Here is a 26878-nt window from a genome sequence, read left to right on the forward strand (position 1 = left end):
CTTAGTGGTCGTGAGACGCGCCCGACTTCTCAATATCAGCCTTTATTATGTAGCTGTTGAGAGTGACATATTCTGTTCCAGAGGGAATGCCGTTTAGTACTTCAACCCATCCCTCTGCTTTTCGGCCGAGCTCAAGCATCCGAACTTCGTATTGATCACCAAACTTTCCATAGACCACCGTGAAATCTCTGAAAGCCTGAAGGGATTCCTCTTTCACAGCTCTTTCAACGGTGAATGAGTCAAAGAGAATTTGGGCAGTTATAAACTGTCCTGGTGAGTAAAAGCCGTCATTATTATTGACAATGGCGCGATAGACTTTTGCTTGCGAGCCGTTAACGGCATAAAGGCTGTCAAAAATTTTAGTGCTTATCGTCTTATCGTGACCCGGAACTTGTATATCGACGGGAGCATCTAACAATTTCTTGTTTTGGTCTTCTGGATATACGTTCAGCTCTGCTATTAATTGCGAGGTATCAGTAATAGCGACTAGTTTCTTGTCTCCCGATTGTTCGCCTACCCCAATATCCTGAAATGTAATTAGGCCATCAATCGGCGATTTAACTTGATAACTTTGCAAGCTTTCGCTTGATTGGATAGTGAAAAGAGTCTGCCCTTTCTTTACTGCTTGACCTAAAATGACATCAACAGAAGTTACTTCGCCTGGATAACGCGCAGATATATTCCTCACTGCATTGGGAGGTAAAACTAACTGGCCATATACTTTCAACCGCTCATTAAGTTTTTTACTCGATACGAAATCGGTTTTAATGTCCATAGCCTTTGCTAGTGAATCATCTATTTTTGTCCTTCCTTCATAGTTATCGTAAGACCATTCGTATGTTTTGCCTTGGTAATTGGCGGTAAGTGAAACTAAAAAAGAGTGAGGTTCATAGATAACCATGTCACCGCGCAGATAATTGCCCTCAACATAAAAATCTATGTCATCGATGCCATCTCCCAAACGCGTGAGTTTTACGTGCACTTCAATGTCTTCAGCTGATATTCGCTGTCCTGCATAACTAGCGTATACACGAAATTCGGGAGGGGTGCCGGTTTCATAAATCGCCAGCTCGATAGCAAGGTCACCCTGTCTCAATACTCGACCATTATTAGGGCCTTTCTCTACTTCTTCTTGAGCAATTTCTTTAGCTGACTCAGCAACAGCTAGGTTACTGATTGCGGATAAGCTAATGCCAATATGGGCAAATGCTATTAAGGTAAATAATTTGCGAAGTTTCATAGTGCTCTCTCATTCTTGGATACCGAAGTACCCGTTAATCTCTCTAATTCAATGTTAAATAGTTGAATGTTGGTATAGGCATCGATTAGGCTCTTCTGCGCATTTAACAGTTCTTTCTGGACTGCAAAGAGGTCCGTATATGAGTAACTTCCGATGTTGTATGCTCGACTAGCTTGCTCATTTGCTTGCTCTAACATCGGAATGGAACTGTTTGATAATTTTTGGATTACATGGAGGCTGTGCTTTAATTTGTGAGTCAACAATAGAGCATCAGTGGAAATACTTTGAAGTAAGGCATCAGATTCAGCAGCACTTTGGCTCTGCTTTGCTCGCAAAGACGTGATTAATCCTTTATTACGACCTTCGCCTCCAATAGGTATTGATATCCCAGCTACAAATGCAAAGTCGTCAATTACTTCGTTTCGTCTAATGCCTGTCGACACTTCCCAAGCGGGTGACTCCTCTACTACTGCCAAATCAATTTCAGATTCAATTTCTTGTTGCTGTAATATGTAGCGTTGGATTTTCGGGTTTTCCTTCAATCTTTTCAAAACTTCATCTAACTCAGAAATTGAAGGAATATTTGTAAGCGTTCCAGTTACTGAAAAGTTTGTAGTGCCCTTCCACTGCGCCGCTAATGCAGATTTTGTTGCTGCAATCTCATGAACAAGATCTTCTACTTCTAGCTCGTACAAAGATAGCGAAGCGCGAGCGCGGAGTTCATCGATAGCGTTAGCTCTTGCTGCTTTTACACGACCTTCTACATTGTCCAAGAGATCTTTCGCTTGGTCTTCTGCAATCTTCGCTAACTTTAAGTTCTCTTTTTGAGCCAATAAGGTTATATACAATCGTGCTGTATTTGCTGCGATATCAACGGCTCTAACCTCTTGATCAATTGTAGTTGCATCAGCTTTCGATGAAGCCAGATTGACCCTAGACTCGATAATGTCATTTTCAAGTAACCATGAAATGCTCAATGTTGCTTGCAATCCAGATACCCCTGAGTTGTTGCCAGAGCCCAAGAAATCCTCGAGTTGCGCATTAACTACTTTAGGCGTGCCAACCTCAGCTTGAGTAATAAGAGCTTTTGCAGCCTCTGATTTATGTGTGAATACATGTAATTCAGGATGTTGTTGCAGAGATAGACTAATTGCATCATTCAATGTGAGTATTTCTTGTGCATTAACACCAACAGACATCCCACTGATGGACATGCTTATAAGCATACCACTCACAAAAAACCGATTGATGATCGGTTTTTTGCTTAATTTTTTTCCAAAAAACATAAATAAATTCCTTATGAAAGCTTTTTAAAAGCCTTCGACTAGGTTTGAAAATAAAAACCGTTCACCGGTCGGTTTTCAGAATTAATTTTAATGGCTAAACACCGTTTCAATAAGATGATGAACACCGTCTAAAGAAGTCATACATAGAAAAAATAATGCAATGGCAAAAGAGAACGCTACAGTCTTATTGATAGGTGACAACTGCAACCTACCCAAGAGGAAATAGATGCGTTGCTCAAGAACATCTGCGCCGAAATTTACAACTAAAGCGCTTGACTTAAGTATGTGCTCTTGCGCATTCAGCTTTGCAACTTTAACTAAAGTGCTTGCAACAAATATCCGGTCAATTCCTTCTTCTAATACAGCATTGTCTGCATCTTGTTCCATAGCCAACACCATCTGTAGAGTTAGTAATCTTGCTATTGGTGCGAAATAAAACGAGACCAAAATACTAAACAGCCACTTTTTCAGGGGATCATTATTTACAACATGCGCTCTTTCGTGCTTTAAAATGACATCAAGTTCTTCGGGAGTAACCTCATTCAAAAGCCCTGTAGTTATGAAGCATTTCTTGCTCCGTATTCCAGAGGTAAACGCTGCAAATTTAGGTATCTCAACTTCATATACCCCCCGGCTTAAGTTTTTTGAGAGGCAAGTTAGCAAGCTCACCTCCTGTCTATGAAGCCATAGCTGTCTCGTCTTTGAAGTCAATACAAACATCATGTAAGAGAGCAGGAGTATTATTGTAACTGCATGCCAACTAAACCAGTTGAAATCTGATATATGATGCCAATGAGCATATTGTTTAGTTTCAAATATGCTTGAGTAGACATATATATCAAGTAAGTAAAGACAGACTAAAATGCTCATTATCCATGGCATTGAAACACAAAACCAAAGCAGAGCTTTCCTTGGTTTTAACTGAACAGATGTTAACTTTTGTCCTAGTAAAGATACGCCAATAGACACAACCAAATTAGTTATTGCGAATGCAATAGTAAAAATTGCTAGCAGGTTGAAGAATATTGTCATTATTTTACTTAATCCTTGTTCACTGACTTGAGCTTTTTTTGCTCTTCTATAAGTTGCTCTAGTTTAGTTAGTTGGTCGACACTAAATTCACTTGAGATGGAAGAAAAAGCTGCGATAAGGCTGCTATCGTCGCCAGCAATAAAGTCACTAGCAACTGACTTTATAAGCTGTCCGATCAACTCGTATCTCTCGACTTTTGTGTTATAGATATATGCATGCCCCTCTTTTTTTCTGGCTAGAAGTCCCTTTTTGAAAAGGCGATCAAGTGTACTCTGGTAGGTATTTAAGCTTCCTCCCCTCACATTTATGAAATGCGAATAAAGTTGCTTTACATCAACATCTTTGTGCTTCCATAAATAATGTAGAACTAGCTTTTCAAGTTCACCAAGATTCATATTCGCCGCACCCTTTTAAAAAACCGATTAACGATAGGTATTATACATAGAGAGTACCGACCGGCAATCGGTTTTTATCTCAGTTTTTTTTTCACTTCATCGTTAGGCGGAACTTATTAATAATATTATCTCACTATATTTTGCACTAAATACACCCACGCTTTCTCAACTCCTCAGCCCATTCTTTAAAGCGTTTTTCGTCGCGCTCTGCGGTCTTTGCACGTCTGTTCAATGTTTTCTTAGACAATGCTTTGGGCTCTTCTTTGTCAAATGTTACTCCAGACAAAGCATCGGCAAACATTTCCGGCTTTACGTGACTATAGTGCTGCTCGATCATTGCTGTACTGGTTCCACATTGGCGCGCAATTACGTCCATGCTGGTTCCGTTGAGAAGCTGCCACGTAATGTAGGTATGTCGAAGAGAGTATAGCGTTCGCGGTCCTCTGGGTGACTCTTTTAATCCCGAACTTTGGAGAGCTTTCTCAAATGCCTTACCTAATTGCTTTGTGGGTTCACCATTTGCTAGCAAAAATAGTTTTTGGTTAGGTGTACGCAGTGGAAAACGTTCTCTGAGTCTAGTTAAAGCACCAATCACATCACGTTTACAAACTACTTTACGAGGGCCTGTATATTTTGTTGTTTTACCCTTAGAGACATTGATGAAAAATTGAGCTTTTGAACCTTGAGTTTTAATCTCGATATCTTTCCAAGTTAGGTGTTCCATCTCCGTGCCGGGCCTAATTCCGGTATTAACTGCTATTTCACAGTAATCGTATAGTAACTCACGAATTTGACGGGTCTTTTCACTATGAGCGTTTTGCTCACCTTCATATATTTCGTTGAGGATAACATCATACTCTTCTTCAGAAAAAGCCGCACGACGTGTGCCTGTTCCACCTTTCGAAGAAAGAACAGGTACTTGAGCGGCGATCATCCATTTTTGCTCAATAGCTTCTTTAAAAACGAGCTGAAGAGCAGCATTGTGAGTTAATAATGTAGAGGAGGCTGGAGACTTCTTCATTCGTCCCTTACGCCACTCATCAAATTTAGATATTTCTTCTTGGTCAATTGAAGTAATAAATGTCCGTGAAAAGTAAGGTATGTGGTAGTTTTCTAACGCTCGAATATAGTCTTTATAGGTGCGTTTACCGCCCCCGTGTTCTAGTTGCTCTTCAAGCTTTTCGATGACGCGGTCAGCTACGTCTTTGAATCGCTTACTTTGGACTAGTGTGTTATTTTCGTGTCTAATTTGGTGGTCTAAGAAGATTCGATGTGCCATGGCGATAGCTTCGTCTTTATCTTTCTTCTTAGTTGATTTACAGAGCCATTTTTTGTGATTGGTTAGTATAAATCGCGCATACCAGCGCTCACTGTTATCTTGTTTAAAGATATACAGCTCGTCGTTTATGTCGTGTCTTTCAGTCTGTTTTGCCATAGCGCCAGTAAAACAGAAAAGAGCTCTCTTTGCAAAGAATTTGCAAATAAATTAAAAGTTGCATATTTTCAATGCTTTAGAGTGGTGATTTGCATTGAAAATCCGCGTGTCCCTGGTTCGATCCCGGGTCGAGGCACCATCATTTAAGCCCTTGCAGAAATGCAAGGGCTTTTTTGATTTCGCTTTATGCCTTTGGTGACTTTTTAACGTCCGGTCGAAGTATCTGAACCGTTTTCATACCTAAACTATTACCCGCACTAATTTCTGACTCCTCACTGTCGCCAATAACCCATACCTCACTCGGAGCTGTATTATATTTTTTGGTATGCCCAAAGTAGCCTTAGAAAAGAGCGCTGCTAAGCGCGTAATAAACCTAGATGATATGGGCAGAAGGTTTAGAAAACCGTAGAAAAGCTTTCGGCAGCTAGTCGCTTGTAAGTATAGTGAGCAAATACTTACAGAATGCAATTTCTGCCCTAAAACCTGTAAAAGGATTGTTATAACTTTTCTTGTTCCAGAAAAGCTAAGGTGTTTTAATAGCATCGCTTAATAATGAGTAATGCTGCTGCAGAATGCTGTTGCTGTAGCCGATACTATGGATAGGCTCACTATTTAGTGCGTAAAAATATAAAAATCGATACGTAAGTGGAATGGTAAGGTAAATCATTGTCGATATAATAATAAAAAAGACAATGGCTTATGTGCGTTAGCAAGAACAAGGTAGGCAAAGTTTTATTACTGCGTATGTTTTGTAGTACCTAACTAGAATAAAAGACCTGCTATATTCCTTACAGATTTGAGAGCAAATATATGCTTATTCTTACGGTATGACACTAACCCGGGATTATAACGAGTAGTTGGGGACTCTTATGAAACAGCAAACGCTTATAGCAGTATCAGCTTTAATGTTTTCTTCTTCTGTTTTAGCTAATGGCGGCTTTGAACCGAATAAGAAAGCATGCGTGAACGTCGGAAAAGAAATCACTCGCGTAAGCACTGAAATGGATGCAGCTAAGTCAGGTATTCAGAAGTCTTGGCTTAAGCGTCAACTAAGCGCACTAGAAACAAAACGCAATTCTTGCAGCACACAAGGTTTTAAGCCAAACCGGCCTGAGTTAGCAAAAGTTTAATTGTTTTGTATTTCGATTTGAAAAAAGTCTTACTTCGGTAAGACTTCTTTGTTTTTACTTCGACACCGAGCCTACGCCTCGCCCAGAGTCTTATCGAGAAGACATTGAAACAGCAGAGCACATAGGCGCTGACAAAAGTCAGTTTTACCAGCATGTTCGTGCGGCTTGCGAATCGGGTTGGGACTTTAGTTCGCGCTGGCTAGCTAATCCCAATTCATTGGCAAATATTCGTACAACTGAAATTATTCCCGTAGATTTAAATGCGCTTTTGGTAACGCTTAAATAGACTCTGGCAAGCGTGACTAAAGGTGCCGAGCAAGCGCGCAACAGTTCGGCATCTACAGCACGAATTAAGGCAATAAACATCTTGTTAAAAAAAGGTGGCGTGGTAACCACTTCAAACGCTACGTCGCAACAATGGGATGCGCCAAATGGCTGGGCACCGCTTCAACTGTTTGCCGTTGAAGGGCTGCGCAACTATGGGTTTGAAATGCAGGCTCAAACCATCATGCTGCGCTTTTGTAAAACCATTGAGCGTCACTTTGCATCTAGCGGTGTGCTACTTGAAAAGTACAATGTGTGCGAACCGGAAATAAAAGCAGGTGGCGGTGAATACGACGTACAGCTAGGTTTCGGGTGGACCAATGGCGTGTATACCCGTTTTCAGACATATCTGAACCAGTAAACAAGCTTCGGTTAAAACAAAAACGCGCGGTACCGTAACAACGGGCCGCGCGTTTTTGGTTGTGTAGATATTAATTGTCGCCTGAGCGGTTACCCATATCAATCGACATGGCAATATCATCGAGTATGTCGTTTAGCCCAGTAATTTTCTCGTTAGCAATAAATACGCTCATCTGCGACTCAACCACGATATGGTCGGAAGTGGCATCGTTTTCAAAGGTATTGTCTAACGCGCTCTGTACGCGGTCGAAAAACTGTCGTGCACTTCGTTCTTCAATATTGTGCAGACATAAAATAAATTGCTCGGTACCAAATCGTCCTAAAATATCGTTACCGCGGGTAACATTTTGAAGAGTTTGTGCAATTTGTCGTAATACTAAATCACCTTTTGTTGACCCCATTTTCCGCGTTATTTCACGCAGGTTGCTAATGTCGAATATAGCAATGGCAATGGCCCGTCCTTTTTTCGGCGCATCAAGCTTGTTAATGCGAGCTATCGCCGAATTCGCATTAAGCAGCAGGGTAACGGGATCGATGGCTTTGCGCGCAAGGTGCTTTCTACGAAGTACGTAGCCAGTAATACCGCTTACCAGAAGGAAAATAATAATAGCGGTATACAGCGTGTTCTTTCGTTGCTGTTCCGCTTGTTCAATCGCAGATTCCAAATCATAAATGCGGGTATACAAGTTAGCAGCACCAATAATTAAGGCCGAGTCTTGAGTAACCTCACGGCGCTTAGTCACTTCTTTAGAATAAATCTCGTGCGCTTCTTTCGCCTTAGCTAAGTCCTGCAGTACGATATACATGGATACGTTGAAGCTAAGGTAATCCAAATTTGTACGAAAGACCGGCGGTATCGCATCATCATTTAACGCTTCAATACCTGATATATACTGCTTAATACAGGTGAGATCGTTGTCATGTAAGCAAATCTCAGCTTTGTGCCAGTTAACAAGAAGCTCGCCTAACGAACTCGAGATGCTCGAAGACGCTTTTTCTAAATCGGGAAGGGTGTAGGTAAGTCGGTTGTAGTTTTGTGTTTTTCTATAGTAAATAGACAGTGCATACTGATACAAGAAGTTGGTTAGCGGTGTGTCTATTTCGCTATTGAGTACACCTAGTTCTAAAATGCTCTGATAAGCTTTGTCGGTTTGGCCGCTACTTAACAGCGATACAATAGCACTAATAAGAATACTTACCTTGTTACTGCCTTCATATACAAGCAAGCCCATTTCATGTGCTTTTAGATATTGCTCTGCTGCTAAGGCATGTTGCTCTAAATCGCCGTATAGTAAACCAATTGCGTTGTGAATATGCGCTAACTCACCGGGGCTGCCGTCGTTTGAATAACGCTTAAGCACACCAAACATCTTACCCAATCTTATTTCAGGTGAAGTGGTTTCTGAACAGTAGTTAATTAGGCCTAAAGAAGAACTGGTAAAGATATCGCTGTGGCGCTCGGGCGATGATAGTTCTTGGGCTTGTTGGTAGTACTTACAGCGTGCTGGGTTTTCTCTGGCGTCATAAGAAAAGCCAATTTGATAAATAGCCGATGCAAAGGCATAAGAGCTTTCATCAATATTGCTTTGCATAATAGCTTTAAGCAGCATAGTTTCAGCTTCTTCGTACTTACCACGGCAAATTAGAAACTGCCCTTTGGCTACGGTTAAAGCAAAACGTTGTTGCGATGTAAGCGACTCTAGCGCGAGCGTGTCTTCAAGTTCAGGAAATAGAGACTGATTGGGACAGTCATAGGAAGGCGTGCGTACCTTTTCGATAACGGCATCGATACTGTCGTTTGCCAATGCGGCAAAAGAAGCTAGCGCAACGCTCAAGAAAGAGAATACTGTTAAGGATAACCTTTGAAACATGAGAAATAACGTTTTTGTTTTTTCTTCATAATATCGATTTGAACCCCGAACTACTACACGGAGCACCTAAAAGTTAGCTATTTTTTGTATCTTAATGCGTCTACTGTTTTCTAATCGTTAAGCTAGGTAAGCACGTGTAATGTATTTGCAATGCCTGCTAGTGGGCAGGCGACCTAAAACTAACCAATATAGCCACTCCAACGAGGGCAACGGCAGACCATACAATAGTTGCCTTGGTGGCACGCTCTCCAAGTACCCACGCAACCCCTAGCGACATTAATGCGCTTGTAGCAATAAGGGTTTGAACCACGGCCGCTTTCGCATAAGCAAACGCAAACATTTGTAGATAAATAGCAGCAGTAGTGCCAAGTAACGTGGCTAACACAAAAGCAGGCCATACACGTTTTCCACTGTCGCTTTCATAGTTAATATCGGGCATGTAGCGCGTTTTGGTTAGGGCTATAAATGGCACCACAAAGGCCATACCGCCAACTAAGCGCAAGAACGCAGCGCTGGCAGCGTCAATTTCACCGGCACTTAAAATGTCGCGGCTAACTACGGCCCCAACCGCCTGACATAACGCCGCGCCGACACCATACAAATAGCCACTGGTTGCAAACACGTGTGTAGTGCTGCGTTTGCGTACCTTTATAACCATATCTACCGAAAACAGTACTACTGCAACGCCAACCCACTGCTGCCAGGTAATCCATTCGCCAATAAACGCCATAGCAAAAAGGGCAGTGAATAAAGGCGCAAGGGTTTCGGCGACCAGCACCGCTTGGCTATCGCCAATGCTTTGTAAGGCTTTAAAAAAGCAGGTATCGCCAATGCCTATACCAATAAGCCCGCTAAGCAATAGCCACAAAATAGCATGAGTACTAAGCCCCGTTGGCTGAACCACTACTAAAACCACTGCCAAAATGGCAATAGAAATAAGCCCCTTCCAAAAGTTCATGGTAAGCGGCGAAAATGCGTTACCCGTTCTACGGAATAAACGCGCAGCAATTGCCCAACAAAGCGCTGTACCTAGCGCAGCAAAAACACCCATAAATTACCTGTTAAAACTTTGCCCAAAAACGCTGGGGCAAATAAGTAGCTTGCCAAAAAGAGCGGCTATGCTAATGCAAGGTGTGGGCGGGGTAAACTTAAATCACATCAGTAGTTTTTAACTAAATATATTGAAGCCTTAAGCAAACGTAACTGAAGGTTAAAGGCTTTCGTGGCATTATGTTGGCGGTAAAATTCGTGAGTAAGTTAGGCGCTTTTCTCAATTAAGTGGGCGTTAACCGAACTTTAAGAATAACAGTGAAGTAAAAGGACGAGAAAAGCGTGAGCGTAGAGCAGATGAACTTAACCGGCATTAAAGGTGTAATATTCGATTTAGACGGCACCTTGGTAGAGTCTAGCCTTAACTTCACACAAATGCGCGCCGACGTAGGCTGCCCACAAAACGAAGATATTCTTACCTTTGTAGATGCCCTTAGCTGCGCCGACACCAAAGCGAATGCTCACCGAGCTATATTGCAGCACGAACTTGACGATGCGCAAAATGCCAAGTGGTTACCCATTGGCAAAGCCATGGTGGAAAAGGCGCAGGCACACAAACTACCCATGGCAATAGTTACCCGCAACTGCCGCCAAGCCACCGCAATTAAGGTAGCTAATAACGGCATACCCATCGACTACGTGCTTACCCGCGAAGATGCCCCGGCCAAGCCCGACCCAACCGCATTACTGATGGTGGCGAACACATGGCAGCTTCAACCTGAAGACTGCCTGTATGTAGGCGATTTTATTTATGACCAGCAAGCCGCCGAGAATGCTGGGATGAAGTGGTTGTTGGTTTAGGTATTAACTATTTACATCTGGTTTCTTTGGCTTGATAGGCCCAATTGGTAATATCACGTAAAAGTCTATTCCCCACGTTGGTGGATTAGTTCCAGCATATACTTTAGTATACTCTGCCTCGGTAAGCTCTTGCATGTTTGTTTTTTGTTCGATATTCATATCTTTTCCTTTTTGTTTTTTGATTCTCAAGCTCGAATGAGCACACATAAAATAATAATTAAACAGGGATGTAAGACATGTTTACTGAGACAATTTGTGCTTATCGACAGAAAATCTATACTTGTGTCCCAATATTTCTAATTTTTTTCTTAGTTTTTCCAAAATTGAGCCATGCCATCGGTATTAACTTAGAGGGGAGAACATCATTTGATGGAATTCCATCAGGTGTAATTCGAGACTTAGAGGTTTCAAACAAAGTAGTATATGTAGCAGCAGAAAACGGGGTGTTTGAAGTTATTGGGCACGAGTCTGAGAAATTAGAGTTCAACACATCTGTTCACGCCACAGGGGTTATCTCTGATATTCAACTGAATGGAACGGACCTATGGGTTGTTGAATATGGAGTTGGTGTTTTTAAGGTTAATCTACAAAATAAAAACTCACAGCAAGTATTTAGTGATCGTGAATGGTCGAGTTCTATTTGGACTATGGCAATGACATCTAGTCATTTATATTTCTCAGTCATTGACGATGTCATTGCAGTAGATAGAACTACAGGGCAATCGACAAGCCTAAATTCCAAATTAGAATCCTTCAAGTTAAACGGCACTTACTCGCTTTTTGCAAACAATCACAATGCGTATGTAGCATCTAATAAGGGCTATCTTTCAATTGAAGGGGCATTAGATAATCTGCAAGAATTTAAATTGAGTAGCAAGCTACCATTACTATCAAATGCAACGTTTATTAAAGTAATTGATGATGAATTATATATCGGCGGTCCACAAGGGGTGTACATATTAGGAAGTAACGAGCGCTTCGTTCCAACCGAGGGAATTAGTGGCACCTACATCCAAGATGTGGTTAAAGGTGAAGATGGGGTGATCTGGGTTTCCGACGGTCGCCTTTTACTGCTAGAAGATGAAAAACTATCGGCTCCCCCTTTCATGAATCCTATATTGACGTCTGAAGCGATAAGGTCAGTAACCAAAATAGCTATAGACCCCTACAATTCCATCCTTATCGCCTCCTCACAATTAGGCTTAGTTTCATTACCTAAAACAAAGCTAGTGACAAACCTAGTGTCATTTAATGGGAGCGTTGTAAGGGAAAACATTCAAAAGACATCAATAAATGAAAACGGAACTATAGTTCGAACTGAAAAAGGTCTCTTTCAGTTAAACGAGAAGAGTGGGGAGTTAGTCAATACTCATTTGGATAAAGACAAGGCAGAGTTTTGTACCTCTTGGCAGGAAAGAACTTTTATACGTCTCAATGAAATAGACCCTTCTGTTCTCTGCAATAGCGAGTTTTCCCATTATATAGAAGCCGGCAAAAATGCCTTTTATTTCTACTTTGATGATGGACTCGATGCCAATTACTACTATATCGCTAACAACACCATACGTGACACAATTAAAGCCCCTAAAAAAGTGGTCTTCAGCTCTTTGTTGAGTGGTGGAGAAATCGTTGCGATTGATGAATTTGATGACGTTCATTTTCAATTGTCCAAATTCAACTGGCGTACTGTTACCTCTAAAGAAGGTGGCTGGTTCGGGCTTCAATGTTTAATAGAGTTCCAAGAAAACTATTTGGTATGTACATCAGGTGCTGGACTAAAAGAAATCAACAAGAAAAATGGAAAAGTTAGCTCTTCCACGATAGCGGGCCTAGAGAAACTAAGGTTCATTAGAGGTGCCATGGTTACCGAAGGGAAAAATCTCTGGGTAGCGTCTAACATGGGCCTGTTTGTTAAGCCCAATATAAGCAACTCAGCTTCTAAAGTGGGTATTCGTTATGGACTCTTCGATACAGACTTTGAGTATAAGAGCCTTGAAGCGCTTGGTGAAAAAGTGCTAGTTAAGGGGGATAAATATAGTTACCTGTTGGATGAAGAAAAGTTAATTGAGAGTCTCAATGCAAATTCAATTGGGGAGATGTCTACTATTCTTAGTTATGTTCAATGGGGAGATGGAGAAGGACGACATATCACATATTTTCCTGAGGACTTTGACTTCAAGTTTAAAAGTAGCTTTAAGGAAGTAACATTCAACTTTATCGTCAGTGATTTCTACAATGAAAGCAGCAGTATTGAATTTAAATTAGATGATGACGCTTGGGTTTCTCACAATAAACCTGTAATGAATTTAACATTAAGTGATATGAACGTTGGTGTGCATACTCTTAGAGTCCGTGTTCCAGCAGATAAAAGTACTACAAATGAACTGACAATTAGTTTTGATATAGATCCACCTATTTGGGCTTCTTATATCGGCTTTACTATATATTTATTTATATTGGCTGGGGTTTTGAGTTTGTGGAGAATAGGGGTTTTAGGCAGGCTATATAACAAATTCAAAACTACTAAACTCTACAACCATCTTACCCGCTATGAAATAACCGATGGGCACTCTAAATTTGAAAAGATGCTTCGCAGCAAAGAGCGTTTCATTAACGAAATCACCCACGAACTTCGCACCCCAATTCAGCTCATCAATGGATCGTTAGAAGGCATATCCAAAACAGCTCATGCAGCGAGCAAAGAACTGATATGTGTTCAGGACAATATGAAAAGGGTCGAACAGTTGATTAATCAAATGAGTCAAGATGTCCCTAAAGCCTTGGCGGCAGCCGACTACTACAGATCCTACTCGTCAGATAACATAAAGTTTATCGTCCTATCGCTAGAGCCATTAGCCAAGCAGAAGCGGCAGAATTTAGAGTTACGTATTAAAGGGAAAAAAGAAATTTCGCTCATTAACGACAGCTTAGAGAAAATCCTGGCAAATCTAATTCAAAATGCAATTAAGTTCACACCAGAACTTGGCACAATAAAAGTAGCAGCTATACAAGATAGTAAAGTGCTTAAAGTTATCGTTAGTGATGACGGAGAAGGAATTGATGAGCACTTTCACAAAAAAGTATTCGAGCGATTCACTAAAGGGAGCAGTGAGCATGAAGGTCATGGTGTTGGCTTAGCAATGGTGAAAACCTTAGTTGAACTGAACCAGGGCGACATTGCGTTAGAGAGTCAAAAAGGCATTGGAACTAAAGTTACCGTAACGTTACCCATTGATGATATTGAGTATGTAAATTCGCATGCTGAAAAATTGTCACCCGCAAATGCCAAATCGAACAAGAAATCACTATTAATAGTTGATGACAGCAGAGAGTTCCGCTCTTATCTATTTGATTTGTTTTCTAGCAAATATCGCTGTTTAGTTGCGCGAAATGGTGTTCAGGCGTTAGATGTCATGCAGCACTACTTGGTCGATTTAGTCATCACCGATCAAATGATGCACGAAATGGATGGGCTGAGTTTAACAAAAGCAATTCGCAGTAATACTAGCTATGCCAACATCCCTATACTTATGCTAACCGCTGAAACAGGGGCTGAACTAGAAAAATCAGCATTAGAAGAGAAGGTGGATTATTTCTTGGCAAAGCCTGCATCTAATGAGGAAATTACTCTTAGGGTTGAGCATTTGCTGTCGGTCAGAGAAGCAAAAGAACGAGAAGAAGAGGAAAGTGAAGAGCCAGCATTTAAATTCGGATGCCTGAAAATTCCCGAGTTTGATAACGAAAAGGATATGGCGTTCTATTTAAATTTTATCGCTGTATTGGAAAAGAATTATCACAATGAGTCATTCAATAGAGATCAGGCAGCCTCGCAGTTATTGATAAGCCCAAGAAGCTTGAACCGACGGATGTCAGAGTTGTTTGACTACAACTTCAGTGAGTTTCTTTCACGCTTCAGGATCGAAAAGTCTATTCCGTTACTTTTAGAGGGAAATAGCATTCTAGATACCTGCCTAGACGTTGGCTTCGGAACCGCAGCTTATTTTTCGACGTCCTTTAAAAAGGTCATGAACTTACCGCCCAAAAAGTTTGTGGAACAATACAATAAAACAGTAGCGTAAAGATAAAACCTAACGGAACTAAATATACCTACGCCTCTCCGCCAAAAAGCCAATCAACAGAAACGATGCCACATAGCCTGCGCCTTGGTACTGCCAGGGTAAGTAGGCTAGGGTGTGTTTTAAGAACGGTGCGCCGTACAAGGTTAGTGCGCCATAGCCAAAGGCACACAGCACTACAAACAAACTAACGCGAATGGTGAAATGGTAAGGTGCCAGTATGCGTTTTACATGGCCGTTAATCAGGTCGCCGTACACCACTAGAATAGTGGCCATAAGCATAATGCTCATTTCGGTGTAATAGGGGCTTAGGGCGCGAGAAAGGGCACTGAAAAGTTCACTCATAAAATTACTACTATTATGATGTTGTTACTGTGTGCCCATTATAACCACGGCAAGGTCAAAAGCGTTAGCTAACGCCTTTATTAAGTGCGCTTACTGCTTTAAAACCTTGCTCAATAGTGGCAATGCGGTCGGTGGTTTGATCGCGCTCTACAAATTTATGTTCAATACCGGCTAATTTGCCGTGCGCGAATATCTCTTTAAAGTTAATGGTGCCTGTGCCCACATCAGCAAAACTGCCGTCTTCAGCCAAATCTTTTACATGCCAAAGTTTAAAGCGGCCTGGGTACTGCTTAAAGTAATCAATGGGGTTTTTACCTGCTTTTACCGTCCAGTATAAATCCAGTTCCATGGCAACAAGGTCTGGGTCGGTCTGAGTTATAAGCACGTCTAATGGTGTCTTACCGTCGCGTACTTCAAATTCAAAATCGTGGTTGTGGTAGGCAAGAGTAATACCTTCCTTCTTACACGCTTCGCCAATGGTATTTAGCTTATCGGCAAGGGCTTGGTATGGCGCAATTCCCGTACCACGCTGGGCTTCGCTAAGCCAAGGAACTACCAAGTACTTGTGACCAACGGTTTGTGCGTCATCTAAAATTTGTGACAGGTTAGTATCGAACGCGTCTAACTGAATATGAGCCGAAGGCGCAGTAAGGCCATTGTCATCAAGCAGTTGCTTAATTTCCTTTGCGCTATGGTCAAAGTAGCCTGCAAATTCCATTTCCGAATAACCAACATCTGCAACCAGTTTAAGCGTAGCCGGCACACTTACTTTCATAATATCTCTAAGCGTGTAGAGCTGCAGACCAACAGCACTTTTGTGCATGCCCTTCATCATAGCGCTTTTATCACTGCCATGCCCCGGAACCGAACTAGTACGTGCCAAAACAGCAGGAGCGCTCATAGCCGCCAGTAAACCAGATGAATATTTAATGAACTGTCGTCTTGAAACGCCAGAGCTAATATTACTGGCCGCGTCTAACATTGCTGTCTTACTTAAGTTTGTTTTACTTAAATTCACTGCTTGCTCCTTTCTGTAGTGGTACATAGGTGATGACGCATCGCTATCATCAATTAACCCAAAGCTTTGCCCGTGCTCTCTCGCACAATAAGTTCAAACGGCATAATAACTTTGGGGGCCTTGCGAATTTTTCCGTTGAGTAAGTCCACCAGTAGCGTAACCGCCGTTCTACCAAATTCTTCTGCAGGTTGGGCAATAGTGGTTAGCGGTGGGTCGACAAATGCCGAAAACGCAATGTCATCGAAACCTGCCACCGATATGTCATTAGGAACATGTAGGTTGGCTTGCTTGAAGGCTTGCATGGCACCAATAGCCGTTTCGTCGTTCTCACAAAATACGGCGGTGGGTCTACTTTCAAGGTGACTAATGGTTTCCCCTGCGTTGTATCCGGCCTGTAATGAAAAGTCCCCCGGGAACAACAAGCTCTCATCAAAGGCAATATTGGCTTGCGCTAATGCGTCTTTATATCCAACCAAGCGTTCTTGGGTAAGCGGGCTTGAATTAGGTCCTTTGATCATGGCTATACGGGTATGACCTAATGAAATTAAGTGCTCGGTCATTGCTTTGGCTGCAGCACGGTTGTCTAACGACACAACAGGATATTGACCATCGTCAATCACCTCACAGGCATTCACCATGGGAAGCAGGCCATTGTCGTTGATCATCGTGGCATCAAATGGGTTGTGCGCACGTAACTGTATAAGCCCATCAGCCTGAGAAGTACTTACCATCTTGGCGTAATGGCTTTCTATTTCACTATTACCAAGCGTATTGGCAAGTAAAATGGAATAGCCCAGTTCGGCTGCCGCTTCCTGCATACCGCTAATAACACGGGCAAAAAATACGTTCGCTACCGTAGGCACCAATACCACTAAATTGTGCGTTTTTCCCGAACGAAACTTAACTGCCATTAAGTTAGGTTTATATCCAACTGCCTGAACAGCGGCCATCACCTTATTGCGCGTTTTAGGAGAAACACGCTCAGGTTGTTGCAATGTTCTTGATACGGTAGCGACCGACACGCCGGCACTATCTGCTACATCTCTAATATTTGCCATTTACGTTATTGTTGTTTGTTAATTCACTCGCGCATTGTAAACCTAACCCAGTAGAGGTGTGGTCTATACGATGGTAGCGAATTCAAAATTTACGTGAAATTAATATGTAACCGTTTTCATTTTAAGCAAAAGAATACGCACTTTCATTAAAACGTCAAAGGTTATTTGTAGGATTTATGTAAATTTGAGCTAGTGTTATGTTCAAATTTGGTGCAGAAATAAGCGGTTAAAGGTAGTAAAGCCCCAGTATTACCTCGCCATTTGTAAACTTTAGATTAACAAAATGCTGTTTTTTGTATTGACCATTAAAATGTAACGGATTACATTTTGTGGCATTAGCAACACCAATAGTGCGTTTGCACACAGAGGAATTTCAATGCAACCAATTCGAATGGGAATGATCGGAGGCGGGGAAGGCGCGTTTATCGGTGCCGTGCATCGTCATGCCGCAGGGTTAGATGGGAACTACCAGTTGGTGTGTGGCGCATTTAGCCGCAACGAAGAAAATAATACGCGAACTGCTTCTGCATTGAACGTATCAACATCGCGTACATACGATAGCTGGCAGTCAATGTTAGAAGAAGAAGCCAAATTACCTGAGCAGCAGCGCATGCAGGTTGTGGTTATCGTAACGCCTAATCATCTTCACGTACCTATTTCACTTGCCGCAATTAAGGCGGGCTTTCATGTTTTCTGTGAAAAACCAGCAGGCGTTAGCTTTGCAGAAGTAAAAGAGCTTCAAGATGTTATTCACGCCAGTGAATCGCTATACGGCTTGGCTCATACCTACCTTGGTTATCCTATGGTTTGGCAAGCACGTCATCTCGTTGAAAGCGGTAAGCTGGGCAAAATTCGAAAAGTGTATGTTGAGTATCCGCAAGGCTGGTTGTCTGGCGAAGAAGAAACGCACAATAAGCAAGCGCAGTGGCGTACCGATCCAGCAATTTCTGGCGCAACGGGCGCAATGGGCGACATCGGCACTCATGCGTTTGGACTTGTTGAGTTTGTATTAAACGACAGTGTTACCTCGTTATGTGGCGAGTTAAACACCCATGTTGAAGGACGTCGTTTAGATGACGACGGCGCCGCGCTTATTAAAACTAAGAAGGGTGCGTCGGGCGTGTTGATTGCTTCGCAGGTATGTGCTGGTGAAGAAAACGCGTTGAAGATCCGCGTCTACGGTGACAAGGGCGGTTTAGAGTGGCGTCAAATGGAGCCAAACTCCGTTATCTATCGCCCTGTTGATGCCCCTTATCAAGTGTTTAGAGCCGGCCAAGGTCAAGTTGGATTATGTGATGCTGCATCTGCACGTTGCCGTGTTCCAGCTGGCCACCCAGAGGGCTACTTAGAAGCAATGGCAAACTTGTATACCGATTTTGCTAAAGCGGTACGCGCGAATCAAAAAGGCAAAGCTGATGGCGTTCCAGGAATAAATTCAGGCATACGCGGAATGGTATTTATAGATGCCATGCTTGCCAGTACTGACAGCGACACCAAATGGGAGTCGGTCAGTCAGGAAGGAACGCAGTAATGCAATTAAAACATACAATGAAAAAGGTGAGCGCTTATGGCTACTAATCAACAACCTATAAAAGGGCCGGCTATCTTCCTTGCTCAGTTCATGGGAAAAGAAGCGCCGTTCGATACGCTCGAAAATATGGCGAAGTGGGCAGCGTCGCTTGGTTACAAGGGAATACAGGTACCTACCGATCCTAGTCTGTTTGATTTAGAAAAAGCAGCTGAGAGCCAAGAGTATTGCGACAACATCGCTAAAATTTGCAAAGACGCTGGCGTAGAAATTACTGAACTATCGACGCACTTACAAGGTCAGCTAGTGGCGGTTCATCCCGCTTACGACGAGTTATTCGATAACTTTGCGCCGGCGCATTTACACGGCAAGCCACAAGAGCGAACCGAATGGGCAATTAATCAGCTTAAATGTGCGGCTATTGCCAGTAAGCGCTTGGGGTTGAAAGCTCACGCTACCTTTTCTGGTGCATTAATGTGGCACTTGGTTTACCCGTGGCCTCAGCGTCCTGCTGGCTTGGTCGAGCAAGGCTTTGCTGAACTAGCCAAGCGTTGGAAACCCATTCTCGATGCATTCGACGATGCGGGTGTTGACGTATGCTACGAAATTCACCCTGGGGAAGACTTGCACGATGGCGCTTCGTTCGAACAGTTTTTAAAAGCGGTAGATAACCACCCACGAGCAAATATTCTTTTCGATCCAAGTCACTTTGTTTTACAGCAGCTTGACTACCTTGACTTCATCGACCGCTACCACAGCCGGATCAAAATGTTTCACGTTAAAGACGCTGAGTTCAATCCGAACGGTAGAAACGGTGTGTACGGCGGCTATCAAGACTGGCAAGACCGCGCGGGACGTTTTCGTTCCCTTGGCGACGGCCAAGTCGACTTCAAAGGTATTTTCAGCAAGCTTACCCAGTATGGCTTCACAGGTTGGGCGGTACTTGAGTGGGAATGCTGCTTAAAAGACAGTGCGCAAGGCGCAGCAGAAGGTGCACCGTTTATCGCTTCACACATTATCGAGCCAAGCAAATATGCGTTTGACGACTTTGCTGGTGGAGAGGTTAGTGAAGCGAAGAATAATCGTATTTTAGGCCTTGAGCGCTAAGCGCCATCAATAGGATAACAATAACTATGATAACCCTACGCCTTAGTTTGATGATGTTCCTCCAGTTCTTCATTTGGGGAGGCTGGTTTGTAACATTAGGCACGTATCTATCAAATACCCTGTCTGCCAACGGTGGACAAATCGGCATGGCTTTCTCAACCCAAAGTTGGGGCGCCATCATTGCCCCCTTTATTGTGGGCCTTATTGCTGACCGGTTCTTTAATGCAGAAAAGATCCTCGGCTTATTACATATTGTTGGCGCCGTGCTTATGTACTTTATGTATCAAGCGAATGATTTTGCCAGCTTCTACCCTTATGTGTTGGCTTACATGATTGCGTACATGCCTACGCTTGCTTTGGTTAACTCAGTGTCATTCGGGCAAATGGTTGACCCATCCAAAGAGTTCGGAAAAGTTCGTGTGTGGGGCACTATCGGCTGGATTGTGGCAGGCCTTATGATTAGCTATGTCTTCTCATGGGATTCTGCCCAGTCTATTGCCGATGGTATGCTCAAAAACACGTTCTTATTGTGCAGCGTTGCCTCGCTAATGTTGGGCGTATTCAGTTTTACACTGCCAAACACGCCACCTCAATCTGGCGGTAAAGCGGTAACTATACGCGACATTCTTGGCTTGGACGCGTTGGCACTGTTAAAAGACAAAAACTTCTTTGTATTCTTTCTTTCATCTGTACTTATTTGTATTCCACTGGCGTTTTACTACCAGAATGCGAATCCTTTCCTTACGGAAATAGGCGTTGAAAATGCAACGGGCAAAATGACACTTGGTCAAGTTTCCGAAGTGTTGTTCATGTTGGCTCTGCCAGTATTTTTGAACCGTTTCGGCATTAAAGCCACGTTAGTGATAGGTATGGCGGCGTGGGTAGTACGTTATGCACTGTTCGCATTCGGAAACGCTGACGAAGGTTTGTTCATGCTTATTGTTGGTATTGCACTGCACGGTATTTGTTACGACTTCTTCTTTGTATCAGGGCAAATCTATACCAATGCAAAGGCGGGAGAAAACGTAAAAAGTGCAGCGCAGGGGCTAATTACCTTAGCGACATATGGGGTAGGTATGCTGGTGGGCTTTGCAGTGGCAGGCGCAATTACCGACACCTACACGATGGAAACCGGTGCGCATAGTTGGCAGCAGGTCTGGTTATTCCCAGCAGGGTTTGCCGCGGTTGTGTTAGTGCTATTCGCCATTCTGTTCAGAAAGGAAAAGGTGAACGCAGATGCATAACATTACCCGCAGAAAATTACTTCAAGGTATGGCTATGACAGGGGCAGGCATTGCCGGAACAGGGTTAGCAGCAGCTGGTTTAGCCACTGCGATGCCTGCTATAGCGAGTATAAACGGCACGAAAGGTAGCAACACTATGAATACGCCGCTTAAAGGAAATGTAAACCATTCGGTAAGCCGATGGACCTACGGCGATTTAAGCATTGAAGAGTTGTGCCAGACCGTAAAGCAATTAGGATTTGGAGCCATTGACTTGGTTGGTCCTGAAGATTGGCCCGTGCTAAAACAGTACGGCATCGATTCTTCTATGTGTAACGGCGCCGAGATAAGTCTTGAAGACGGCTTCATTCACAGTGAGCTCCACGACGAACTAGAAGCGCGTTATATAAAGCACATCGATTTGGTCGCTGATGCAGGTTATACAAACCTTATCTGCTTTAGCGGCAATGCCCGAGGCATGTCACGAGAAGACGGACTGGAAAATGCGGTTAAAGGGTTAAAACGCATTTTACCTCATGCTGAAAAACGCAACGTAGTGATTTTCATGGAGCTGTTTAACAGCAAAGTCGACCACCCTGATTACATGGCCGACAATTCTGCATGGGCGATAGAACTTTGCAAACGCCTAGGTTCTAAGCACTTCTCACTGCTTTACGATATCTACCACATGCAAATTAATGAGGGAGATATCATCCGAACTATTCGAGATAACTATCAGTACTTTGGCCATTACCATACGGCCGGCGTACCTGGGCGTCACGAAATAGATGCTTCACAAGAACTCAATTACGAAGCAATTGCTAAAGCCATTGTCGAGACCGGATTTAAAGGCTACTTAGCACAAGAGTTTATACCCACACCGAAAACCAAAGCCAACAGAATAGCGTCGCTACAACAAGCGATCCATATCTGTGATGTGTAACGTGCGAACAGGCACAGCGACGAATTAAGTTTTAAGGACGTGTTATGGCGAGTAACGAATATGATGCAATAGTTATTGGATCTGGTATCAGTGGCGGTTGGGCTGCTAAGGAGCTAACTGAGAAGGGCCTAAAAGTGCTCATGTTAGAACGTGGCCAAAATATCGAGCACATTAAAGATTATAAAAATGCGCACAAAGAAGATTGGGATTTTCCTCACCGAGACTTGCCTACTCAAGCAATGAAAGTGGATTATCCCGTGCTTAAGCGCGACTACCCGCTAAATGAAAAAACGTACGGTATGTGGGCAAATGAAAAAGAAAACCCTTATACCGAAGACAAGCGCTTCGACTGGTACAGAGGTTACCACGTAGGTGGACGCTCACTGTTGTGGGGACGCCAAAGCTACCGTTTGAACAAAGAAGATTTCGAAGCCAATGCTAAAGAAGGAATTGCTGTCGACTGGCCTATTCGCTACGACGATTTGGCGCCATGGTATGACTACGTAGAAAAATTCGCGGGTATCAGTGGTAATCGCGATGGCTTAGATGTATTGCCTGATGGTGTATACCAGCCACCAATGCCAATGAATATTGTAGAGGAAAGTGTCGCGGCGCGGGTGAAAAAGGCCTATGAAGGCGCGCGGCACATGGTGCATGGCCGCACTTCAAACATGACACAAAGCAAGCCCGAAGAAGGGCGTGTTCATTGCCAATACCGCAATAAGTGCTGGTTGGGTTGTCCTTTCGGTGGCTACTTTAGTACACAAGCCTCTACGCTTCCGGCTGCGGTTAAAACAGGTAACTTAACCCTTCGACCTTTCTCAATAGTAAAAGAGATCTTGTTCGACAAAGACAAGAAGCGCGCGACTGGCGTTGAAATTATCGATGCAGAAACCAACGAGACCTATGTATTTAAAAGCAAGATCATCTTTGTAAATGCGTCAGCACTTAACTCGGCGTGGGTACTGATGAACTCTGCCACAGACGTATGGGACGGTGGCTTAGGAAGCAGCAGCGGCGAGTTGGGTCACAACGTTATGGATCACCACTTTAGAGTAGGTGCTTCAGCTGAAGTTGAAGGTTTTGACGACAAATATACCTACGGTCGCAGGCCGAGTGGCTTCTATGTGCCAAGGTTTAGAAACTGGGGAAGTGATAAACGAGACTACCTGCGTGGATTTGGTTATCAAGGCGGCGCAAGCCGTTCAGGTTGGCGCAAAGACATAGCTGAGCTTGGCATAGGTGCTGGACTTAAAGATGCGATAACCGAGCCTGGTCCATGGACAATAGGCATGACAGCCTTTGGTGAAATTCTTCCGTATCACGAGAACAAAGTGTACTTGAACAAAAAAGTCACCGACAAATGGGGCTTACCAGTACTGGCAATGGATGTCGAGATTAAAGAAAACGAGCTTAAGATGCGCAAGGACATGCAGCAAGACGCGATTGAGATGTTTGAAGCAGCAGGCCTTAAAAATGTTCAAGGCTGGGATGCTGACTACGCACCTGGTATGGGCATTCATGAAATGGGCACGGCGCGTATGGGAAGAGATCCAAAAAGCTCTGTGCTTAATGCGCATAACCAAGTGTGGGATGCACCGAACGTATTTGTGACCGATGGTGCGGCAATGACATCGGCCAGCTGTGTTAACCCTTCACTGACCTACATGGCATTAACGGCAAGAGCCGCAGACTTTGCCGTAGAAGAGTTAAAGCGAGGAAATCTATAATGGAACGCCGAGAACTACTTAAACTCATAGCCACTGCTACAGGCACAGCATTGTTCGCAGGTAATGTACTAGCTTACACAGATGTGCCTGCTGTACCGCTTAGCGACACATTGTTTAATGAAAAAGATGTGGCCTTGCTGAATGAAATGGGTGAAGTGATCATTCCTCAAACTGACACGCCTGGAGCAAAAGCAGCTAACGTTGGTGCCACAATGGCTGTGCTAGTAACCGATTGCTACACACCTTTGCTTCAAAAGACCTTTCTTGATGGCATTAAGAAAACATCTTCGTTAAGTCAAAGTCGTTTCAACAAACAATTTGTTCAGCTTACCAAGCAAGAACGAGAGGCTTTATTTAACGACCTGGATGTAGAAGCGAAAGCGGCGAACCTTGCTAACGGTGTTTATCAAGGCGTTGAAACAGGAAAGCCAAGTCAGTGGGAGCCAGGTACCGATGAGCCAACCCCTCACTACTTTACGCTATTAAAACAGCTAACACTTTATTGCTTTTTCACGTCTCAAGTTGGCGCGACTAAAGTGCTTCGTTATGTGGCTATTCCTGGACGCTACGACGGTGCATTCCCTTACAAGAAGGGCGACAAAGCGTGGGCCACCTGAGCCTGCGCTATCGAGCTGCCAAACACAACACAGTTATATAACGAATAAAACAAGGTACAGACACTATGAATAAAACACTCGTCGCTTCAACTGTGGCTTTGCTTATGCCACTTTCTGCATGCGCAACGACAGATGCAGATACTGAGAAAAGCGAATCGCGGTTAACCCGCGAACAACGGGCCGCTAAAACAGAAGTTTGGGAACCTGTTCCTGAAGTGGTTTCTTTTGATAAGGCGGGCGTGCCCTCTGATGCCATCTCTTTAATTGGTGATGACCTATCTAACTGGACTTCAGTAAAGGAAGGTGATGCTAAGTGGACGCTGGAAAACGGTGTTCTAACAGTGAAGCCAGGAACAGGCGATATCAAAACAAAAGCAGAGTTCTGTGATGTTCAGTTGCACGTAGAGTGGAAAGCGCCACAGCCAGAAGCAGGTATGGAAGGACAACAGCGCAATAACAGTGGTATCTTCCTGCAGCAGCGATATGAAATTCAGGTCTTGGACTCATATCAGAATAAGACCTATCCCAATGGACAAGCGGCAAGTGTTTATAAACAAACCATTCCTTTAGTTAACGCTATGAAGGCGCCTGGCGAATGGCAAACTTACGACATCATATATAAAGCGCCTACCTTTAACGGTGAAGCGCTAGCAACGAAAGGCTATGTTACGGTAATACATAACGGCGTAGTGGTTCAGAATCATACTGAAATTCAAGGTACAACAGAATGGATCGGTGCGCCTAAGTACAAAGCTCACGGATGCGCACCGCTTCAATTACAAGATCACGGCAACTTAGTAAGCTTTAAGAATATGTGGGTAAGACCACTTTAAAAAGCTAGCCGATAGATATCTTCAATCTCTTCAATACTCAATTGCTTGGGATTATTGCGCAGAAGGCGAGTTACTTTACTCGCCTCTTCTGCTAACTCCCCTACACAAGAAGGTGGAATATTAAAGTGGGTGAGTGAAGCGGGAATGCCTACGTCGCGACACAGTTTTTCTATAGCAACTAATAACAGTTTAATTGCTTCCTCTTTTGAGTGATGGCGCTCACATACCTTTAATAGCTTTGCTACACAATAAAGTTTGTCTTGGCAGAACGGTGCATTAACTTTCAATACATGAGGTAGCATTACCGCGTTACTCATGCCATGTGACAGATGAAACCGTCCCCCCAGTGGATAAGCTAAGGCATGTACTGCCCCTACGCCTGCGTTTCCAAACGCAAGACCCGCCATTAAACTGCCGGTGGCCATATCTTCACGTGCAGATAAGTTCTCACCATTGTTATAAGCGTGAAGTAATGAATTGAAGATAAGCTTGAGTGCTTTCTCTGCCAGAGCGTCGGTTATCGGACTAGCATTTACACTTATATAAGCTTCAAGCGCGTGAACGAATGCGTCTATACCGCTCGCTGCTGTAATGGACTGGGGGCATGTTTTTGTCATTTCAGGTGCAACGATCGCAACATCGGGTAGCAAGCAGTGGCTAACAATTCCTTTTTTCATCTGTGCTATCGGATCTGACAAGATAGCAATATTGGTAACTTCTGAACCTGTACCGGCAGTAGTGGGGATAACAATAAGAGGCAAACGACGTTTCGAAAGCGTATTTTCTCCGAAGAGTTCACTGAGGGGGCCAGTATGATCGTATGTAGCTGCAAGTACTTTTGCACTATCAATAGCGCTACCTCCACCAAGAGCAATAATTCCGTCTACTTGCTTCTCACGAAGTATCGCTAACTTATCTTCTATGATATTCACTTCAGGCTCTGGTGGAATGTCATCAATAATAAGTAAGGGTGAAGAGGGTAATAGTGTGAGTAGTTGGTCAAGAAGACCAGATGAAGAAACGCCCTTGTCAGTAACGATGGCACATTCCTTTATGGATAATCTCGCCATTTCATCCGTGAGGGCTTTAATAGCGCCAAGACCCGTTATGAGTTTTCCAGCGGTTTTAAATTCAGAAACCTTCATGCAAACCCCTCAATAATCCACGTACACGTTCAAATACTGTTCTATTAATTTATAGTACACAGCGTGACTTACCAATTAACTAACCTTATAGATCGTGAAAAGCGCGGTGAATTAGTGGTTTTTATGAACGTATTGCACATTGTTTATGCAAACGATCGAAAAATAAGGATTTTTTTAAAATACTTGTTGACGTGAGCGCTCATTTCCCTAAAATGCGCATCCGCTTCGGGGGGAAAGCAAAACAGCAAGCCTCCTGAAGTAAGTCTCTACTACCTTTATAGGCCAGTAAAGACGGGAGTTTAGAAGAAGCGCTTCAGAAAATAAATTTTCA

At 43.3% G+C, this 26878-nt stretch carries 24 protein-coding genes and 1 pseudogene; 12 read left to right on the forward strand and 13 right to left on the reverse strand.

The window, feature by feature from the left end:
• Position 1: 1 nt before the first annotated feature.
• The 6 genes from QME20_RS16355 to QME20_RS19715 all read right to left on the reverse strand — a co-directional run bounded on the left by QME20_RS16355 (position 2) and on the right by QME20_RS19715 (position 5674).
• Positions 2–1240 carry an HlyD family efflux transporter periplasmic adaptor subunit gene (locus QME20_RS16355; protein ID WP_281716260.1) on the reverse strand — a complete coding sequence of 413 codons (1239 nt, stop codon included), beginning with the start codon at positions 1238–1240 and terminating at the stop codon, positions 2–4.
• Complete coding sequence (locus QME20_RS16360) at positions 1237–2526, reverse strand: TolC family protein (RefSeq protein ID WP_196898120.1); 1290 nt, start codon at positions 2524–2526, stop codon at positions 1237–1239. The genes QME20_RS16355 and QME20_RS16360 overlap by 4 nt, the downstream gene beginning before the upstream one ends.
• An 87-nt stretch (positions 2527–2613) precedes the next feature.
• Entirely contained in the window at positions 2614–3558 is a 945-nt protein-coding gene (locus QME20_RS16365) for a M56 family metallopeptidase (RefSeq protein WP_196898122.1), read from the reverse strand.
• Between the two features lie 8 nt (positions 3559–3566).
• Positions 3567–3953, reverse strand: coding sequence for a BlaI/MecI/CopY family transcriptional regulator (locus QME20_RS16370; RefSeq protein ID WP_012516825.1), 387 nt, complete (start codon positions 3951–3953; stop codon positions 3567–3569).
• Positions 3954–4098: 145 nt separating this feature from the next.
• Positions 4099–5388 carry a tyrosine-type recombinase/integrase gene (locus QME20_RS16375; protein WP_281716261.1) on the reverse strand — a complete coding sequence of 430 codons (1290 nt, stop codon included), beginning with the start codon at positions 5386–5388 and terminating at the stop codon, positions 4099–4101.
• Between the two features lie 184 nt (positions 5389–5572).
• Entirely contained in the window at positions 5573–5674 is a 102-nt protein-coding gene (locus QME20_RS19715; RefSeq protein WP_348648761.1) for a hypothetical protein, read from the reverse strand.
• 583 nt (positions 5675–6257) lie between these two features.
• On the opposite strand from QME20_RS19715, the gene QME20_RS16380 reads away from it, so the two are divergent.
• The 3 genes and pseudogenes from QME20_RS16380 to QME20_RS16390 all read left to right on the forward strand — a co-directional run bounded on the left by QME20_RS16380 (position 6258) and on the right by QME20_RS16390 (position 7203).
• Positions 6258–6518 carry a hypothetical protein gene (locus QME20_RS16380; RefSeq protein ID WP_061094013.1) on the forward strand — a complete coding sequence of 87 codons (261 nt, stop codon included), beginning with the start codon at positions 6258–6260 and terminating at the stop codon, positions 6516–6518.
• 46 nt (positions 6519–6564) lie between these two features.
• A pseudogene (locus QME20_RS16385) lies at positions 6565–6804 on the forward strand (trehalase family glycosidase); the annotation flags it as partial.
• Positions 6805–6816: 12 nt separating this feature from the next.
• Positions 6817–7203 carry a trehalase family glycosidase gene (locus tag QME20_RS16390; protein ID WP_281716262.1) on the forward strand — a complete coding sequence of 129 codons (387 nt, stop codon included), beginning with the start codon at positions 6817–6819 and terminating at the stop codon, positions 7201–7203.
• 70 nt (positions 7204–7273) lie between these two features.
• On the opposite strand, the gene QME20_RS16395 is transcribed toward QME20_RS16390, so the two are convergent.
• Entirely contained in the window at positions 7274–9073 is a 1800-nt protein-coding gene (locus tag QME20_RS16395; protein ID WP_281716263.1) for a GGDEF domain-containing protein, read from the reverse strand.
• A gap of 157 nt (positions 9074–9230) precedes the next feature.
• Positions 9231–10124, reverse strand: coding sequence for a DMT family transporter (locus QME20_RS16400; protein ID WP_281716264.1), 894 nt, complete (start codon positions 10122–10124; stop codon positions 9231–9233).
• A 281-nt stretch (positions 10125–10405) separates the two neighbouring features.
• On the opposite strand from QME20_RS16400, the gene QME20_RS16405 reads away from it, so the two are divergent.
• Positions 10406–10924 (forward strand): HAD-IA family hydrolase, encoded by a 519-nt coding sequence (locus QME20_RS16405; RefSeq protein WP_239220407.1) that lies wholly within the window; start codon positions 10406–10408, stop codon positions 10922–10924.
• A gap of 3 nt (positions 10925–10927) precedes the next feature.
• On the opposite strand, the gene QME20_RS16410 is transcribed toward QME20_RS16405, so the two are convergent.
• Positions 10928–11083: a hypothetical protein gene (locus QME20_RS16410; protein ID WP_239241396.1), complete on the reverse strand. Its 156-nt coding sequence runs from the start codon at positions 11081–11083 to the stop codon at positions 10928–10930.
• A gap of 77 nt (positions 11084–11160) precedes the next feature.
• Between QME20_RS16410 and QME20_RS16415 the strand changes: the two genes are divergently transcribed.
• Positions 11161–15003, forward strand: coding sequence for an ATP-binding protein (locus QME20_RS16415; RefSeq protein WP_281716265.1), 3843 nt, complete (start codon positions 11161–11163; stop codon positions 15001–15003).
• Positions 15004–15021: 18 nt separating this feature from the next.
• Here the strand turns inward: QME20_RS16415 and QME20_RS16420 are convergent, their stop codons facing one another.
• From QME20_RS16420 to QME20_RS16430, 3 genes are all read right to left on the reverse strand, one after another.
• The gene (locus QME20_RS16420; RefSeq protein ID WP_014947959.1) at positions 15022–15345 is read right to left on the reverse strand and encodes a DUF3392 family protein; all 324 of its coding nucleotides are present in this window, start codon (positions 15343–15345) and stop codon (positions 15022–15024) included.
• Positions 15346–15409: 64 nt separating this feature from the next.
• A complete protein-coding gene (locus tag QME20_RS16425; protein ID WP_281716266.1) occupies positions 15410–16363 on the reverse strand; it encodes a sugar phosphate isomerase/epimerase in 954 nt (317 codons plus the stop codon).
• Positions 16364–16416: 53 nt separating this feature from the next.
• On the reverse strand, positions 16417–17421 hold the full coding sequence (locus QME20_RS16430; RefSeq protein WP_281716267.1) for a LacI family DNA-binding transcriptional regulator: 1005 nt from the start codon (positions 17419–17421) through the stop codon (positions 16417–16419).
• 376 nt (positions 17422–17797) lie between these two features.
• Between QME20_RS16430 and QME20_RS16435 the strand changes: the two genes are divergently transcribed.
• The 7 genes from QME20_RS16435 (at position 17798) to QME20_RS16465 (ending at position 25402) form a co-directional block, all read left to right on the forward strand.
• Positions 17798–18952, forward strand: coding sequence for a Gfo/Idh/MocA family oxidoreductase (locus QME20_RS16435; RefSeq protein ID WP_014978074.1), 1155 nt, complete (start codon positions 17798–17800; stop codon positions 18950–18952).
• Between the two features lie 36 nt (positions 18953–18988).
• Positions 18989–20056 (forward strand): sugar phosphate isomerase/epimerase, encoded by a 1068-nt coding sequence (locus QME20_RS16440; RefSeq protein ID WP_039217156.1) that lies wholly within the window; start codon positions 18989–18991, stop codon positions 20054–20056.
• A 26-nt stretch (positions 20057–20082) separates the two neighbouring features.
• Positions 20083–21300 carry a nucleoside permease gene (locus QME20_RS16445; RefSeq protein ID WP_239241390.1) on the forward strand — a complete coding sequence of 406 codons (1218 nt, stop codon included), beginning with the start codon at positions 20083–20085 and terminating at the stop codon, positions 21298–21300.
• Entirely contained in the window at positions 21293–22222 is a 930-nt protein-coding gene (locus QME20_RS16450; RefSeq protein ID WP_239241389.1) for a TIM barrel protein, read from the forward strand. Before QME20_RS16445 ends, QME20_RS16450 begins: the two co-directional genes overlap by 8 nt.
• 44 nt (positions 22223–22266) lie before the next feature.
• Positions 22267–23952 (forward strand): GMC family oxidoreductase, encoded by a 1686-nt coding sequence (locus QME20_RS16455; RefSeq protein ID WP_015066066.1) that lies wholly within the window; start codon positions 22267–22269, stop codon positions 23950–23952.
• Complete coding sequence (locus QME20_RS16460) at positions 23952–24569, forward strand: gluconate 2-dehydrogenase subunit 3 family protein (RefSeq protein WP_239241388.1); 618 nt, start codon at positions 23952–23954, stop codon at positions 24567–24569. Before QME20_RS16455 ends, QME20_RS16460 begins: the two co-directional genes overlap by 1 nt.
• Before the next feature lie 65 nt (positions 24570–24634).
• The gene (locus QME20_RS16465) at positions 24635–25402 is read left to right on the forward strand and encodes a DUF1080 domain-containing protein (protein ID WP_281716268.1); all 768 of its coding nucleotides are present in this window, start codon (positions 24635–24637) and stop codon (positions 25400–25402) included.
• On the opposite strand, the gene QME20_RS16470 is transcribed toward QME20_RS16465, so the two are convergent.
• Positions 25399–26547: an iron-containing alcohol dehydrogenase gene (locus tag QME20_RS16470; RefSeq protein WP_039217142.1), complete on the reverse strand. Its 1149-nt coding sequence runs from the start codon at positions 26545–26547 to the stop codon at positions 25399–25401. The two genes, QME20_RS16465 and QME20_RS16470, sit on opposite strands and share 4 nt — an antisense overlap.
• Positions 26548–26878 lie beyond the last annotated feature (331 nt).

Origin of the sequence: Alteromonas sp. CyTr2 (assembly GCF_947311905.1) — a bacterium.
GTDB classification, from domain to species: domain Bacteria; phylum Pseudomonadota; class Gammaproteobacteria; order Enterobacterales; family Alteromonadaceae; genus Alteromonas; species Alteromonas macleodii.

Excerpts from the sequence above, each read along its gene's own strand:
- QME20_RS16355 (WP_281716260.1), bottom strand. The coding sequence starts at position 1,240 with ATGAAACTTCGCAAATTATTTACCTTAATAGCATTTGCCCATATTGGC.
- QME20_RS16360 (WP_196898120.1), bottom strand. The coding sequence starts at position 2,526 with ATGTTTTTTGGAAAAAAATTAAGCAAAAAACCGATCATCAATCGGTTT.
- QME20_RS16365 (WP_196898122.1), bottom strand. The coding sequence starts at position 3,558 with ATGACAATATTCTTCAACCTGCTAGCAATTTTTACTATTGCATTCGCA.
- QME20_RS16370 (WP_012516825.1), bottom strand. The coding sequence starts at position 3,953 with ATGAATCTTGGTGAACTTGAAAAGCTAGTTCTACATTATTTATGGAAG.
- QME20_RS16375 (WP_281716261.1), bottom strand. The coding sequence starts at position 5,388 with ATGGCAAAACAGACTGAAAGACACGACATAAACGACGAGCTGTATATC.
- QME20_RS16380 (WP_061094013.1), top strand. The coding sequence starts at position 6,258 with ATGAAACAGCAAACGCTTATAGCAGTATCAGCTTTAATGTTTTCTTCT.
- QME20_RS16395 (WP_281716263.1), bottom strand. The coding sequence starts at position 9,073 with ATGTTTCAAAGGTTATCCTTAACAGTATTCTCTTTCTTGAGCGTTGCG.
- QME20_RS16400 (WP_281716264.1), bottom strand. The coding sequence starts at position 10,124 with ATGGGTGTTTTTGCTGCGCTAGGTACAGCGCTTTGTTGGGCAATTGCT.
- QME20_RS16410 (WP_239241396.1), bottom strand. The coding sequence starts at position 11,083 with ATGAATATCGAACAAAAAACAAACATGCAAGAGCTTACCGAGGCAGAG.
- QME20_RS16415 (WP_281716265.1), top strand. The coding sequence starts at position 11,161 with ATGTTTACTGAGACAATTTGTGCTTATCGACAGAAAATCTATACTTGT.
- QME20_RS16420 (WP_014947959.1), bottom strand. The coding sequence starts at position 15,345 with ATGAGTGAACTTTTCAGTGCCCTTTCTCGCGCCCTAAGCCCCTATTAC.
- QME20_RS16430 (WP_281716267.1), bottom strand. The coding sequence starts at position 17,421 with ATGGCAAATATTAGAGATGTAGCAGATAGTGCCGGCGTGTCGGTCGCT.
- QME20_RS16435 (WP_014978074.1), top strand. The coding sequence starts at position 17,798 with ATGCAACCAATTCGAATGGGAATGATCGGAGGCGGGGAAGGCGCGTTT.
- QME20_RS16440 (WP_039217156.1), top strand. The coding sequence starts at position 18,989 with ATGGCTACTAATCAACAACCTATAAAAGGGCCGGCTATCTTCCTTGCT.
- QME20_RS16445 (WP_239241390.1), top strand. The coding sequence starts at position 20,083 with ATGATAACCCTACGCCTTAGTTTGATGATGTTCCTCCAGTTCTTCATT.
- QME20_RS16450 (WP_239241389.1), top strand. The coding sequence starts at position 21,293 with ATGCATAACATTACCCGCAGAAAATTACTTCAAGGTATGGCTATGACA.
- QME20_RS16455 (WP_015066066.1), top strand. The coding sequence starts at position 22,267 with ATGGCGAGTAACGAATATGATGCAATAGTTATTGGATCTGGTATCAGT.
- QME20_RS16460 (WP_239241388.1), top strand. The coding sequence starts at position 23,952 with ATGGAACGCCGAGAACTACTTAAACTCATAGCCACTGCTACAGGCACA.
- QME20_RS16465 (WP_281716268.1), top strand. The coding sequence starts at position 24,635 with ATGAATAAAACACTCGTCGCTTCAACTGTGGCTTTGCTTATGCCACTT.
- QME20_RS16470 (WP_039217142.1), bottom strand. The coding sequence starts at position 26,547 with ATGAAGGTTTCTGAATTTAAAACCGCTGGAAAACTCATAACGGGTCTT.